This window comes from Pseudomonas phoenicis (assembly GCF_047302395.1).
Taxonomy (GTDB): domain Bacteria; phylum Pseudomonadota; class Gammaproteobacteria; order Pseudomonadales; family Pseudomonadaceae; genus Aquipseudomonas.
In genome coordinates this window covers 628,123-641,003 of record NZ_CP154852.1, presented here as the reverse complement: position 1 = coordinate 641,003, position 12,881 = coordinate 628,123, and the positions used below count along the sequence as shown (strand labels likewise).

Genomic DNA, 12,881 nt, shown 5'->3' with positions numbered 1-12,881 from the left:
AACGGCCCGGACTCTCCGGGCCGTTTTCTTTCGCAGGCCTTTGCATGGAACACCCAGTCGGCCAACCGGCCTATGTGCTGCACAGCCGTGCCTACAAGGAAACCAGCGCGCTGGTGGACCTGTTCACCGCGCAAGGCCTGGTGCGTGTGGTGTTGCGCCGTGCCCGCGGCAAAGGCGGCAGCCTGGTACGGCCGTTCGTGCTGCTCGAGGTGGAGCTGCGCGGGCGCGGCGAGCTGAAGAACGTCAACCGGCTGGAAACCGTCGGTGTCGCGGCCTGGCTGCACGGCGACGCCCTGTTCAGCGGGATGTACCTCAACGAGTTGCTCATGCGCCTGCTGCCTGCCGAGGTGCCGCACCCGGCTCTGTTCGAGCACTATGCCCTGACCTTGCAGGCGCTGGCCGAGGGGCTCCCACTGGAGCCGCTGTTGCGCGCCTTCGAGTGGCGCGTGCTCGACGAGCTGGGCTATGCCTTTTCGCTCGAGCATGACCTCGACGAGCAACCCATCGCCAGCGACGGACAATACCGTTTGCGCGTCGATGCCGGCCTGGAACGGGTGGAACTGCCCCAACCCGGCCTGTTCAGCGGCGCGCAGTTGCAGGCATTGGCCCAAGCCGACTGGGACGCGCCTGGCGCATTGCTCGCGGCCAAGCGCCTGATGCGCCAGGCCCTGGCGGTGCACCTGGGCAGCAAGCCCCTGGTCAGCCGGGAACTGTTTCGCAAGCGCTGATCCCGTCGTATGCTGTGCGGCTCACACTCTAGGAGAGCCTTCCGTGACTCACAGCAACCGCATGCTACTGGGCGTCAACATCGATCACGTGGCGACCCTGCGCCAGGCGCGCGGCACGCGTTACCCCGACCCGGTCAAGGCGGCGCTGGATGCCGAAGAGGCGGGCGCCGATGGCATCACCGTGCACCTGCGCGAAGACCGTCGGCACATCCAGGAGCGCGACGTGCTGTTGCTCAAGGACGTGTTGCAGACGCGCATGAATTTCGAGATGGGCGTTACCGAAGAAATGATGGCGTTCGCCGAACGCATTCGTCCGGCGCACATCTGCCTGGTGCCCGAAACGCGCCAGGAACTGACCACCGAAGGCGGCCTGGACGTGGCGGGGCAAGAAGCGCGGATCAGCGCGGCGGTCGAGCGGCTGACCCGGATCGGCGCCGAGGTGTCGCTGTTCATCGATGCCGATCCGGTGCAGATCGAAGCGGCCTATCGCGTCGGTGCGCCGGCCATCGAGCTGCACACGGGGCGCTATGCCGATGCCGAGAATCCGGCCGAGATGGCCGAAGAACTCGAGCGCATCGCCAAAGGCGTGGCCTTGGGTGTCGACAAAGGGCTGGTCGTCAATGCCGGCCATGGCCTGCACTACCACAACGTCGAAGCCATCGCGGCGATCAAAGGCATCAATGAGTTGAACATCGGCCATGCGCTGGTGGCCCATGCGCTGTTCGTCGGTTTCAAGGAAGCGGTGGCGCAGATGAAGGCATTGATTCTCAACGCGTCGCGCTGAAACCTCGGAAACAAGCCCTGTCTGCGATCTGCACCCTGGCAGATCGCTTCGAGGTCGCGTTCAAGCGGGAAACGCTGGATCGGCAGGTCGACCGTGCTGCCGAACAGTGGGGTCGAAGAAGGCAGCGTGGGCGTTTGCGAACACCCACGCCGTGAGATTCAAAGCAGGCCGAAGACTTTCTTGGCGAGGCTGGTCGCGGCCTGGGCCGGGTTCTGGCGGATGCTCTGCTCCTGCTTGGCGATGACCTCGAACAGCCCGTCCAGGGCCTGCTCGGTCACGTAGTTCTCGATACTGGCGCTCTTGGCATCGACCACGCCCAAGGCCATGGCCTGGCCGGCGAAGTTGTTGTACTGCTTGGCCAGCCCTACCTGGTCGGTGGCTTGCTTGACGATCGGCAGGAACTTGGCGCGGATCTGTTCGCGACTGGTCTTGTCCAGGTACTGCGTGGCCGAATCCTGGCCGCCGCTGAGAATGCCTTTGGCGTCGCTCACGCTCATCTTCTTCACCGCATCGAGCAGGATCGCCTGGGCCTGCGGTACGGCCGCCTCGGCCGCCTTGTTCATGCTGGCCTCCAGGGCATCGACCTGCTCACCTTTGCCGAACATCTTCATGGCCTTGGCTGCTTTGCCCAGCTTACCGGGTAGCTCGATGCGCACGTCCGGGTTGTCGTTGAAGCCGCCGGGCGTGCCCAGTTGCTTGACGGCCACCTGGGCGCCTTGGCTCAGGGCGTCCTTGAGGCCGCTGGAAGCGTCGCTCTGACTGAGGTCGCCCAGGGACAGCGCCAGGGCGCTGGCCGACAGCAACAGGCCAGCGCACAGGGTGGTCAAGCGCAGAGAAGTACGAATCATGGATGAGTCCTTGGTAAACGGGTGGAAATCTTCAGCGGGCCGGATCGACCTTGATGCGCAGCGGCTGCGGATCGTGGCCGTCGAGCGCTACGGACTGCTGTGAGGTGTTTATGAACAGCAGCTTGCCCTCCAGTTCGATCCGGGCACTGACCGCGTAGCGGTGGCCGGGTTTGATCTGGGCGGGGTCGTAGTTCAGCCGGAACGGCAGCGGTACGTTGCCCTTGACCGGGCCTGCCTGGCGCGCCAGCACCACGGCTGGGGCATCCATCAGGGAGACGTCCTGCAACTGCACGCTCAGCGTGGCGGCAGGTGGCAGAGCCATGCGTTGCAGGTAAAAGACCTCGCCATACAGGCTGGCCTGCGCGGGAGGGGTAGGGCTGGAGCAGGCTGCGAGCAAAGAGGCGCAACACAGCATAAAGAGTTTTTTCATGGAATCTCCGGTGTCCAGGGGTCGGCTGGTGGCCAACGCCCTGGACTGTAACGGATTTTCCCCAGCGAATCAGCGAGGCGGCAGCTTCAGGGTGATGTCGGAAAGATCCGGCGGGTTGTTCAGGTCCAACGCCCTGAAGTTCCGGCCGGCGTAAACCTCGGTGCCCTCAGGGTTATACAGGCCAAGGTGCAAGCGCAACGGCCGGCCTTCGGGAACGCTGGCCAAATCGACGAACAGCGAGAACGCGGCCCGTTTGCCGGAAACGCTCATCGAATGCTCTGCCAGATTGCTGGAGCGACGATTGCTACCGCCATCTTCCTGAACCACCAGCAAGGTGGCACTGAGTTTGTTCGTACCCTTGGCCACCTCGTGTGGAACGTTCACCATCCCGCTCAGCTCGGTCACATGCATTTCGGGCGGATATGGGTTGTGCGCCGCCTCGAAACCTTCGAACGCTTCCAGGGCCATCTCCACAGGTGCTTCGGTCGCTTGCGCCAGCGTCAGGTCTTGGGAGGCGCTGAGGAGTACTCGGGACGATCCGGTGCTCGACAGGCAACGGGCGTTGAGGGTGATCCTGGCATCGTCCGCCAAGGTCGAGCGGTCGAGATGAAGGCGCAAGGGCAGGGGCGAGCCCGTGACCTGCGCCCCGCAATGGCCGAGCGGCGTCCCGGACGGATCGAGCACCTCCACGATCAGCCGCGGCAATCCTTCCGAGGACGCTCGTAGGGAGGGAGTGCTCAGGGTGCCGCTGATTCCAACGATATCGGACATGTCATCGTGCCTCGTAAGGTGCTGGGAATGAAGCATGCCGATGCTGATGCCCGGCGCGCCCAGGCATCAGCCAGAAAGCCTACCCTTGCACGACGTCCGCCGGCTCGTCGCGGTGCAGCGCCACTTGTCGGATCGACAGGCGCAATTCGGCCGACAGCACCCGTTTGGCCACGCCTTCGGCCAACTCGCCCAAGCGGTCGGAGTAGTCCAGCGTGCCGTGCTCGTCGGCGCGCAGCACGCCTTGGTCGAGCAAAGTCTGGATGAAATGGCGGAACAGGCTCTTGTCGAAGAATTCCGGGGCGTTCAGACCATGCAGGATCGACAGGCGCTGGGCCATGGTCACGCACAGGTTCTCCAACCCTTCGGCGCTGAGGCTGTGCTTGCCACTGCTGAGCAACAGCGACGTGGCCATGTAGAAGCGCTGCAAGGTCTGGGTGATGGTGCGGGCCAGCAGGGTCAGCAGCACGAAAGGCCGCGAGCTCGGCGCCGGACGCAGATACACGTCTTGCTCGCGGCGCAGCAGGCCTTGTTCGACCAGCGCCGCCAGCCATTGATCGATGACCGCCTCCAGCTGCTCAGGCGCCCAGCGCAGGAACAGCTCGGCTTGCAGGTAGGGATACAGGGCGCGCACGTATTGGCCGAGCAGCGCGCGGCTCATGCGCGAGCTGCTGAGGAAGAAGCTGGCCAGCAGCGCCGGCAGGGCGAAGATGTGCAGGACGTTGTTGCGGTAGTAGGTCATCAGGACCGCGTTGGTTTCGTCCAGGTAGAGGATGCGCCCCAGCGCGTCCTTCTGTTCGGCCAGCAGGTCCATGGCGCGCACGTGCTCGATCAAGTGTTGGCCATCGCCTTCGGGCAGGGTGGTGTGCGTCGAGTAGGGCACTTGGCGCAGCAATGCCAGGTACAGGTCGAGCACGCGGACCAGCGCCTGTTCGTCCAGGGCCAGGCGGCTGGTGGACAGCAGCGCCAGCGCCACCAGATTGACCGGATTGATCGCCGCAGCCTCGTTGAGGCGGCGGGCCACGGTGGCGCCAAGTTCGGTAGTGGCCTTGCTCAGCCATGCCGGGCGAAAGTCCGGGCCATGGGGCTGCTCGCGCCAGCCTGGCTGGCGTTCGTCGAGAAACGCGCCCAGGCGGATCGGCTCACCGAAGTTGACGTACACCTGGCCGAAGCGCTGGCGCAAGGCGCCGAATACCTTGAACAGATCGAGGATCGACTCCTTCTTCTTGCTTGCCCCACGCAGCTCGCCCAAATAGGTGCGGCCCTCCAGCACGCGCTCGTAACCGATGTACACCGGCACGAAGGCGATGGGCGTGCGCGAGGAGCGCAAGAAGCTGCGCAGGGTGATCGCCAGCATGCCGGTGCGCGGTTGCAGCATGCGCCCGGTGCGCGAACGCCCGCCTTCGACGAAGTACTCGACCGGAAAGCCCTTGCTGAACAGGGTGTGCAGGTATTCGTTGAACACGGCCGTGTACAGCGGGTTGTCCTTGAACGTGCGGCGCATGAAGAACGCGCCGCCACGGCGCAGCAGACCTCCGATCAGCGGCATGTTGAGGTTGATGCCCGCCGCGACGTGGGGCGGCGTCAGGCCGTTGCGAAACAACAGGTACGACAGCAGCAGGTAGTCGATATGGCTGCGGTGGCAGGGTACGTAGACCACTTCGTGGTCCGGCGCGATGGCCTGCACCTGCTCGATGTGGTTGACCTTGATGCCGTCGTAGATCTTGTGCCAGAACCAGCTCAGCACCACTTCCAGGAAGCGGATGACGGTGTAGGTATAGTCCGAGGCGATCTCGTTGGCGTAGCGCAGCGCCTGGGCCTCGGCCTTGTCCCGGCCGCTGTGCTGGCGCTGCGCCTCGTCGTCGATGGCCTGACGCACCAGCGGGGCATGCACCAGACCCTTGACCAGGTTGCGCCGGTGCGACAGGTCGGGGCCGATGACCGCACTCTTGAGGTTGCGAAAGCGCACGCGCAGCAGACGTTGGGCCATGCGCACGGTGCGTTCGCGGCCCTTGTTGTGGCGCACCAGCTCGCCCAGGTGGATGGGCGTGGAAAACTGCACGCGGGTCTTGCGCCCCAGGATCAGCACGGTCAGCAAGCGCCGTAGCCGCCCGGTGACGGCCCAGCTGTCGGCGAACAGCAGCCGCCACGGGCTCGACTCGCTCTCCGGCGACTGCCCCCAGAACACGCTGACCGGAATGACCTGCGCGTCTTCCTCGGCGTGCTCGCCCAAGGCCTCGATCACGCGTTCCAAGGTCGGCGGGGCGCCGCGCTTGTCGTGGCGGCCGAGCCAATCCGGGTCGGGGGTGAGGTAGAAAAAGGCTGCCGGCTCGCGCAGCGTGCCGACGTCGACCGGCAGCACCGGGCGTGGCAGCCCGGCCTTGGTGCATTCGTGGTCGAGCACCGCCAGGTCGGTCAGCGCCGGCGAAGGCAAGACGTAGAACACCGGTCGGCTGCGGTCCAGGTTCAACGAGGTCGAAGACTGGTTGATGGTTTCGGAGCGCACCCATAGGTACAGAATGCGGCGCAGAACGCTGAAGATCAGGCGACGCAGAGGGGAACGTGTCATTGGCGGCAGGCCCTGGGCAATAAGGTACGGTCGAGGTGCAAGCAGTTAGTCCGCGTGGTCGGCATAAGTTCAGCGACGCCCAAATAGTCAGCTTGGTAAATTTTCTCTACGGGTCATCGGGTATTCGGCCTGTCACTTGCAGGCATTTTCCCACGCTTGGCCGATCAGCCCATTGGATCTGTCAGTCAACGCGCTCTTCATAATAAAAGCGGAGTAGTTCAGATGTCGTCTCGTGAGACTGGGAATGTCAAATGGTTCAACGATGCCAAAGGCTTTGGTTTCATTCAGCGCGAAGGGAGTGCCGACGTATTCGTCCACTACCGCGCGATCCGCGGTGAGGGGCACCGCTCGCTGACCGAGGGGCAGCGCGTGGAATATGCGCTCGTACAGGGCCAGAAGGGCCTCCAGGCGGAGGATGTGGTTGGTCTGTAAGCAGCGGGCCAGAGAGGTTGGGGCGATGCAGCCGGAACCCCGTCGCCCCCACTTTCTAAGCGCCTCTCACGCCGTGCGCCAGGTGATCTCCTCTTCACCGTCGGCGCTCACGCGGATCCAGCGGTCGGCGTCTTCCTCGCCATCGGCTTCGCTCCAGCTTCCCGGCGCACAGCGGACTTCCACCGCCAGGGCGGCGTAGGCGGCCCGCGCGCAAGCGATGTCATCCTCCCATGGGGTCTGGTCGCTTTCCAGCAACAAGCTGTTCCATTTTCCTACAGCTTTGGGAACCCAGGTGACCGGGATGTTACCGGCCTGGCATTTCCAGGTATGGCCGCGCTGCTGCCAAGGGCTGCACGGGCCGAGGGCGCGTCCGAGCCAATCGGCGATCTGTTGATGGCCGACGTCGGCGTCCTTGAGGTAGATCTCGATATCAGGTTGGCGCATGGGAAGGGCTCCGGTTGTGCTCAGGCTTGGCGCACGAAATAGTCATAACGCATGGAAACCGTGACCTCGAACGGTGCGGTCTGTTCGATCACGCGGGTACGGCGCTCGGCGCTGGCGCGCCAGCCGTGCGGGGTCATGGCCAGCAGGTCGGCACGGGCCTTGGCCTCGCTCAGGCGCAGACGCCATTGCAGCACTTCGCTGTGCGCGTGGCGCATGCCTTCGGGGACCAGCGCCAGGTGCTTGTCGTCGGCGTAGGGGCGCACTTCGTCATACAGCGCTTCGCGCAGCTCCATCAAGTGGCCCTCGGTAGGGCCGACCCGCATCAGGCCGCCGCCCGGCGCCAGCAGGCGCTTGGCCTCGGCCCAGTCGAGCGGGCTGAAGACGCTGGCGATGAACTGGCAACTGGCATCGGCCAGCGGCACGCGCGCCATGCTGGCGACCATCCAGGTCAGCCGTGGATCGCGGCGGCAGGCGCGTTTGACCGCTTCGCGGGAAATGTCCAGCGCATAGCCGTCGGCTGACGGCAAGGCCTGGCCGATGCGGGCGGTGTAATAGCCTTCGCCGCAACCGATGTCCAGCCAGGTACCGGGCGCGCGTTCCTGGGCCAATTGCGCCAGGCGCTCGGCCACCGGCGCGTAATGGCCGGCGTCGAGAAAGTCGCGTCGAGCCTCGACCATGGCCTGGTTGTCGCCCGGATCGCGGCTGTTCTTGTGCTGCACCGGCAGCAGGTTCAGGTAGCCCTGGCGGGCACGGTCGAAACGGTGCCCGGCCGGGCAGACGACACCGTTGTCGAGGCGGCTCAGTGGGCCTTGGCAAAGCGGGCAGGTGAGCATCAGGCGAGCAACCGTACCAGGGTCTGGTAGTAGATTTCGGTCAGCAGGTCGAGGTCGCTGGCCAGAATGCGTTCGTCGACCTGGTGGATGGTGGCGTTGACCGGCCCGAGTTCCACCACCTGGGTGCCCATGGTGGCGATGAAGCGCCCGTCGGAGGTACCGCCGCTGGTGGACGGCTGGGTCTTGCGGTCGGTGACCTGTTGGATGCTGGCGGCGACGGCGTCGAGCAGTTCACCCGGTTCGGTGAGGAACGGCAGGCCCGACAAGGCCCAGTCGATCGACCAGTCCAATTGATGCCGGTCGAGGATCGCGGCGACCCGCTGCTGCAAGCCCTCGACCGTGGACTCGGTGGAAAAGCGGAAGTTGAACAGCGCCGTCAGCTCGCCCGGCACGACGTTGGTGGCACCGGTGCCGGCATTGAGGTTGGAAATCTGGAAGCTGGTGGGCGGGAAGAACGCGTTGCCTTCGTCCCAGTGCTCGCCGGCCAATTCCGCCAGCGCCGCAGCGGCCAGGTGGATCGGGTTGCGCGCCAGGTGCGGGTAGGCCACATGGCCCTGCTTGCCGCGTACGGTGAGGGTCGCGCCGAGCGAGCCGCGGCGCCCGTTCTTGACCACGTCGCCCAACAGGTGGGTGCTCGAGGGTTCGCCGACGATGCACCAGTCGAGCCGTTCGTTGCGTGCCTTCAGGCGCTCCACCACCGCTTTGGTGCCGTGATGGGCCGGGCCTTCTTCGTCGCTGGTGATGAGGAAGGCGACCTTGCCGCGGTGGTCGGGGTAGTCGCGCACGAAGCGCTCGCTGGCGACCACCATCGAGGCCAGGCTGCCTTTCATGTCGGCGGCGCCGCGACCGCAGAGCATGCCGTCGGCGTCGATCAGCGCGTCGAACGGCTCGTGTTGCCATTGCTGCACGGGGCCGGTGGGTACCACGTCGGTATGGCCGGCGAAGCACAGCACCGGGCCGTCCTGGGTGCCGTGGGTGGCCCAGAAGTTGTCGACGTCTTCGATGCGCATCGGCTCCAGCGCGAAGCCCACCGCGCCCAGACGGTGCATCATCTGCGCCTGGCAGTCGGCATCTACCGGGGTGACCGAAGGGCGGCGAATCAGGTCGCACGCCAGTTGAAGGGTGGGTGAGCGCTCGGCTGAGGCCGTCATGAAGAACTCCGGGCAAGGCAAGGCAAAAACGGGGGCGTCATCTTATAGCAATGTGCGCGTCCATGCGCCTGTAGAAGCGGCCGGCCGGCTGCTTCTACGCCTGCTCCGCGGGCTTGGGCAGCGACGACAGCAGCGCCATCACCAACGCCGCCAGGTACGGCAGCGACTGCACCAGCAGCATCGCCACCCAGAAACGCATGTCCGAGCTGGGCAGGCCCTGCACCAGGCAGATACCCCCGGCGGCGCCCCACAGCAGCAACATGATGAACACCTCTTCGCGAGCCTCCGACAACGCTTTGAAGAACCCATGGCTGTCGGCGTGCTTGGGTGTGCGGATGAACGGCATGCTGCTGGTGAAGAAACCGTACAGCACCGCCTTGGCGATGGTGTGCGACAGCGCAAGCCCCGCGAGCGCCGCAGCGAAGGCGTCGCGCAGATCGACGCCCACCGCGCGGCGATAGAGGAACACGATCTTGCCGACCTTGAAGAAGAACAGCGCCAGCGGCGGAATGGCGAAGATCATCAGCGGTGGATCGACCCGGTGCGGCACGATGATCATCGCCGCCGACCATAGCAGCGCGCCGACGGTGAAGAAGATGTTCATGCCATCGGCCACCCACGGCAGCCAGCCGGCCAGGAAGTGATAGCGCTGGCCGCGGGTCAGCTCGCTGCCCTTGCCACGCAGCAGAGCGCTGGCGTGGTGCTTGATGATCTGGATGGCGCCGTAGGCCCAGCGGAAGCGCTGCTTCTTGAAGTCGATGAAGGTGTCGGGCATCAGGCCCTTGCCGTAGCTGTTGTGGGCGTACGCCGCCGACAGCCCTTTCTCGAATACCCGCAGGCCCAGTTCGGCGTCTTCGCAGATGCACCAGTCGGCCCAACCCAGCTCGTCGAGCACCGCGCGCCGGGTCATGGTCATGGTGCCGTGCTGGATGATCGCGTCGCGGTCGTTGCGGGTGACCATGCCGATGTGGAAGAAGCCTTTGTATTCGCTGTAGCAGAGCTTCTTGAACGCGCTTTCGTGTTGGTCGCGGTAGTCCTGCGGCGATTGCACCACGGCGATTTTCGGGTCGGCGAAGTGCGGCACCATGTGCTTGAGCCAGTTGCGGTCGACGCAGTAGTCCGAGTCGATCACCGCGATCACTTCGGCGTCGGGCGCGGTATGCGGCAGCAGGTAGTTCAGCGCGCCGCCCTTGAAGCCCGCGAGCGGGGCCACATGGAAGAAGCGGAAGCGCTCGCCCAGGGCCTGGCAATGGGCCTCGAGCGGCTCCCAGACGGCCGGGTCCTTGGTGTTGTTGTCGATCACCAGCACTTCGAAGTCGGGGTAGTCCAGTGCGGCCAGTGCGTCGAGGGTCTGCTTCACCATCTCCGGCGGTTCGTTGTAGCAGGGCACATGCACCGACACCTTGGGCCGGTAGGGCGAGTCGCCCTCCACCGGCAGGAATTCGCGGCGCCGCTTGTGCGTCCAGACCGCCTCGGCCAGCTCGTGCGCCTCGGTCAGCAAGACGATGAACACGCCCAGCGCGCCCAACGCCAGCAGCACCCCCACCGAAAGGCTGAACCAGGTGCTGTATTGCTGGCTGTAGTCGTAGGCGATCCACACCAGCACCGAGCCGCAGAGGAAGGTGATGAAGGTCAGGAAAGTACGGCCGCGCTGGCGCAGGGACGAGCCGTCGATCAGCAGCACGGCCAGGGCGATCATCGCCAGCACCACCGACGCGACCGCCAGGGCGCGCCACTGCGGAATCGCCACCACCGGCCCTTCGAAATTGAATTTCTGCTGCCGCGCGGCGTTGAACACGCCCCAGTAGGCGCCCACCGAACCTTCGTCGCTGGCCTTCCACGGCTGGTCGTAGGCTTCGATGACGAAGTAGTTGTAGCCCTGGCGGTTGAGGGTTTTGACCAGGGTGCGCAGGTAGATGGCCTGGTCGGCCTGGGTGGCGTCGGCGCCGCCGCGCATGCGGCCGTTGCTCGGCCAGCCGACTTCGGAGAGCAGCAACGGCTTGCGCGGGAACTGCTGCTTGAGCTCGCGCGCGCGCTCGAGCACGAAGGCGATGGAGTCGCGCATCGGAATGAATTCCCAATACGGCAGGATGTGCGCGGCGATCAGGTCGACGTGCTTGGCCAGCTCGGGATGCTCCTTCCAGATGTGCCACTGCTCGCTGGTGGTGACCGGCACCTTGACCGCGGCGCGGACCCGGTCCAGGTACTCGATCAAGCCCTCGGGCGTGACCTCCTCGCGGAACAGCGCTTCGTTGCCGACCACCACGCGCACCACGCTGCGGCGGGTGTTGGCCAGCTCGATGGCGGTGGCGATCTCGCGCTCGTTGCGTTCCAGGTCGGGGCTGATCCAGATGCCCACGGTGACCCGCAGGCCCAGTTCCTCGGCCAGGCGCGGAACGTTGGCCTGGGTGCCCTCGACGGTGTAGATGCGGATGCTGTCGGTGAGCTTGCTCATCTGCTCGAGGTCTTGGCGCATCTCCTCGTCGGTCGGATACTGCCCGCGCTGCGGGCTTTCCCCGAGGCGGAACGGCGAATAGGAAAAGCCGGAAATCTGCTCGGGCCAGGCGGGCGCCGACACCGGGCGGTTGATCAGCGCCCAGAAACCGGTGAACAGGGCGGCGATGGCCAGGACCACCACCAGGTTGAGGCCGAGTTTGCGTGAAGACATAGGGGTGCGTCGGTTCCGATGAAGCGGGGTCAGGTCAGTGACCGGCTGGGTGCAAAGGCTGCGGACATGCGCGAGGCCGTTCCCGAAGAAGTAGCCGAGATCCCGCTTTGTTGTCGTCCATTTCTGATTCTTCAGGAGGCATTAAAGCAGGGTTCTGCGTGTCTTTCCTAACCCGATGCGGTCGCTGGCGCCTGCGGCAGGTGTCGGCCAACGCGCGCGTGGCCTATACTGCGCGCCGATTTTTCGGAGGTGAGCCATGAGCACAGAAGATCCACGCTTCGCCGGGGTGGCCCGGTTGTACGGCGATCAGGGGCTGGCGCGCCTGCGCCAGGCCCATGTCGGCGTGGTCGGCATCGGCGGCGTGGGCTCCTGGGTGGCCGAGGCGCTGGCGCGCAGCGGCGTGGGCGAGATCAGCCTGTTCGACCTCGACGACGTCTGTGTCAGCAACACCAACCGCCAGGCCCATGCCCTGGCCGGGCAGGTGGGGCGGGCCAAGGTCGAGGCCACCGCCGAGCGTTTGCGCGCCATCAATCCCGAGTGTGTGGTGCATGCGGTGGCCGACTTCGTCACCCGCGAAACCATGGCCGAGTACATCACCGAGGGGATGGACTGCGTGGTCGATTGCATCGACAGCGTGATGGCCAAGGCCGCCTTGATCGCCTGGTGCCGGCGGCGCAAGATCGCCGTGGTCACCACCGGCGGTGCCGGCGGGCAGATCGACCCGACCCAGGTGCAGGTGGGCGACCTCAACAAGACGTTCAACGATCCCCTGGCCTCGCGGGTGCGCTCCACGCTGCGGCGCGACTACAACTTCTCGCGCAACGTCAGCCGCAACTACGGCGTGCCCTGCGTGTTCTCCAGCGAGCAACTGCGCTACCCCAAGGGCGACGGCAGCGTGTGCCTGCAAAAGAGCTTCGTCGGCGAGGGCGTGCGTCTGGACTGCTCCGGCGGGTTCGGCGCGGTGATGATGGTCACCGCGACTTTCGGCATGGTGGCGGCGAGCAAGGCGGTGGAAAAGCTGGTGGCCGGCGCACGGCGGCCATCGGAGCGTGTTCGGGTGCAAGGGCCAGATGCGCCGGCGTAGTGAGCTTCACTCGCGAAGGGCAGCGCAGCCGGCCGTTGCAACACAGTCTCCGGTCAGGGGCGCTGCTGCGCGGCAACGCTGTTGGAGCGGCTTCAGCCGCGATGGGCCGCAAAGCGGCCCCTGTCCAGGCGCTGCGCAATCT

Annotated in this window: 12 protein-coding genes; 4 read left to right on the top strand and 8 right to left on the bottom strand. The window is 65.6% G+C overall.

All coding sequences use genetic code 11. The features are described 5' to 3' along the window. The first annotated feature begins 44 nt into the window (after positions 1–44). The gene (gene recO / locus AA0Z93_RS03120) at positions 45–728 is read left to right on the top strand and encodes a DNA repair protein RecO (RefSeq protein WP_413046436.1); all 684 of its coding nucleotides are present in this window, start codon (positions 45–47) and stop codon (positions 726–728) included. 61 nt (positions 729–789) lie between these two features. After that, on the top strand, positions 790–1,512 hold the full coding sequence (gene pdxJ / locus AA0Z93_RS03115; RefSeq protein ID WP_413048359.1) for a pyridoxine 5'-phosphate synthase: 723 nt from the start codon (positions 790–792) through the stop codon (positions 1,510–1,512). Between the two features lie 158 nt (positions 1,513–1,670). Here the strand turns inward: pdxJ and AA0Z93_RS03110 are convergent, their stop codons facing one another. The 4 genes from AA0Z93_RS03110 to plsB form a co-directional block, all read right to left on the bottom strand. Then, on the bottom strand, positions 1,671–2,360 hold the full coding sequence (locus AA0Z93_RS03110; RefSeq protein ID WP_413046437.1) for a DUF4197 domain-containing protein: 690 nt from the start codon (positions 2,358–2,360) through the stop codon (positions 1,671–1,673). A gap of 31 nt (positions 2,361–2,391) precedes the next feature. Continuing rightward, complete coding sequence (locus tag AA0Z93_RS03105; protein ID WP_413046438.1) at positions 2,392–2,790, bottom strand: YbaY family lipoprotein; 399 nt, start codon at positions 2,788–2,790, stop codon at positions 2,392–2,394. Between the two features lie 69 nt (positions 2,791–2,859). After that, on the bottom strand, positions 2,860–3,561 hold the full coding sequence (locus AA0Z93_RS03100) for a hypothetical protein (protein ID WP_413046439.1): 702 nt from the start codon (positions 3,559–3,561) through the stop codon (positions 2,860–2,862). A gap of 79 nt (positions 3,562–3,640) precedes the next feature. Continuing rightward, positions 3,641–6,127 carry a glycerol-3-phosphate 1-O-acyltransferase PlsB gene (gene plsB / locus AA0Z93_RS03095; protein WP_413046440.1) on the bottom strand — a complete coding sequence of 829 codons (2,487 nt, stop codon included), beginning with the start codon at positions 6,125–6,127 and terminating at the stop codon, positions 3,641–3,643. A gap of 222 nt (positions 6,128–6,349) precedes the next feature. On the opposite strand from plsB, the gene AA0Z93_RS03090 reads away from it, so the two are divergent. Further along, positions 6,350–6,559 carry a cold-shock protein gene (locus tag AA0Z93_RS03090; RefSeq protein ID WP_413046441.1) on the top strand — a complete coding sequence of 70 codons (210 nt, stop codon included), beginning with the start codon at positions 6,350–6,352 and terminating at the stop codon, positions 6,557–6,559. Between the two features lie 66 nt (positions 6,560–6,625). On the opposite strand, the gene AA0Z93_RS03085 is transcribed toward AA0Z93_RS03090, so the two are convergent. The 4 genes from AA0Z93_RS03085 to AA0Z93_RS03070 all read right to left on the bottom strand — a co-directional run bounded on the left by AA0Z93_RS03085 (position 6,626) and on the right by AA0Z93_RS03070 (position 11,655). Beyond that, positions 6,626–7,003: a hypothetical protein gene (locus AA0Z93_RS03085; protein ID WP_413046442.1), complete on the bottom strand. Its 378-nt coding sequence runs from the start codon at positions 7,001–7,003 to the stop codon at positions 6,626–6,628. Positions 7,004–7,023: 20 nt separating this feature from the next. Further along, entirely contained in the window at positions 7,024–7,836 is an 813-nt protein-coding gene (locus tag AA0Z93_RS03080) for a putative RNA methyltransferase (RefSeq protein WP_413046443.1), read from the bottom strand. Next, the gene (gene dapE / locus AA0Z93_RS03075; protein WP_413046444.1) at positions 7,836–8,987 is read right to left on the bottom strand and encodes a succinyl-diaminopimelate desuccinylase; all 1,152 of its coding nucleotides are present in this window, start codon (positions 8,985–8,987) and stop codon (positions 7,836–7,838) included. Before dapE ends, AA0Z93_RS03080 begins: the two co-directional genes overlap by 1 nt. Positions 8,988–9,081: 94 nt before the next feature. Beyond that, positions 9,082–11,655, bottom strand: coding sequence for a glycosyltransferase (locus AA0Z93_RS03070; protein ID WP_413046445.1), 2,574 nt, complete (start codon positions 11,653–11,655; stop codon positions 9,082–9,084). A 256-nt stretch (positions 11,656–11,911) separates the two neighbouring features. On the opposite strand from AA0Z93_RS03070, the gene tcdA reads away from it, so the two are divergent. Beyond that, positions 11,912–12,739, top strand: coding sequence for a tRNA cyclic N6-threonylcarbamoyladenosine(37) synthase TcdA (gene tcdA, locus AA0Z93_RS03065; RefSeq protein WP_413046446.1), 828 nt, complete (start codon positions 11,912–11,914; stop codon positions 12,737–12,739). Positions 12,740–12,881: the final 142 nt, after the last annotated feature.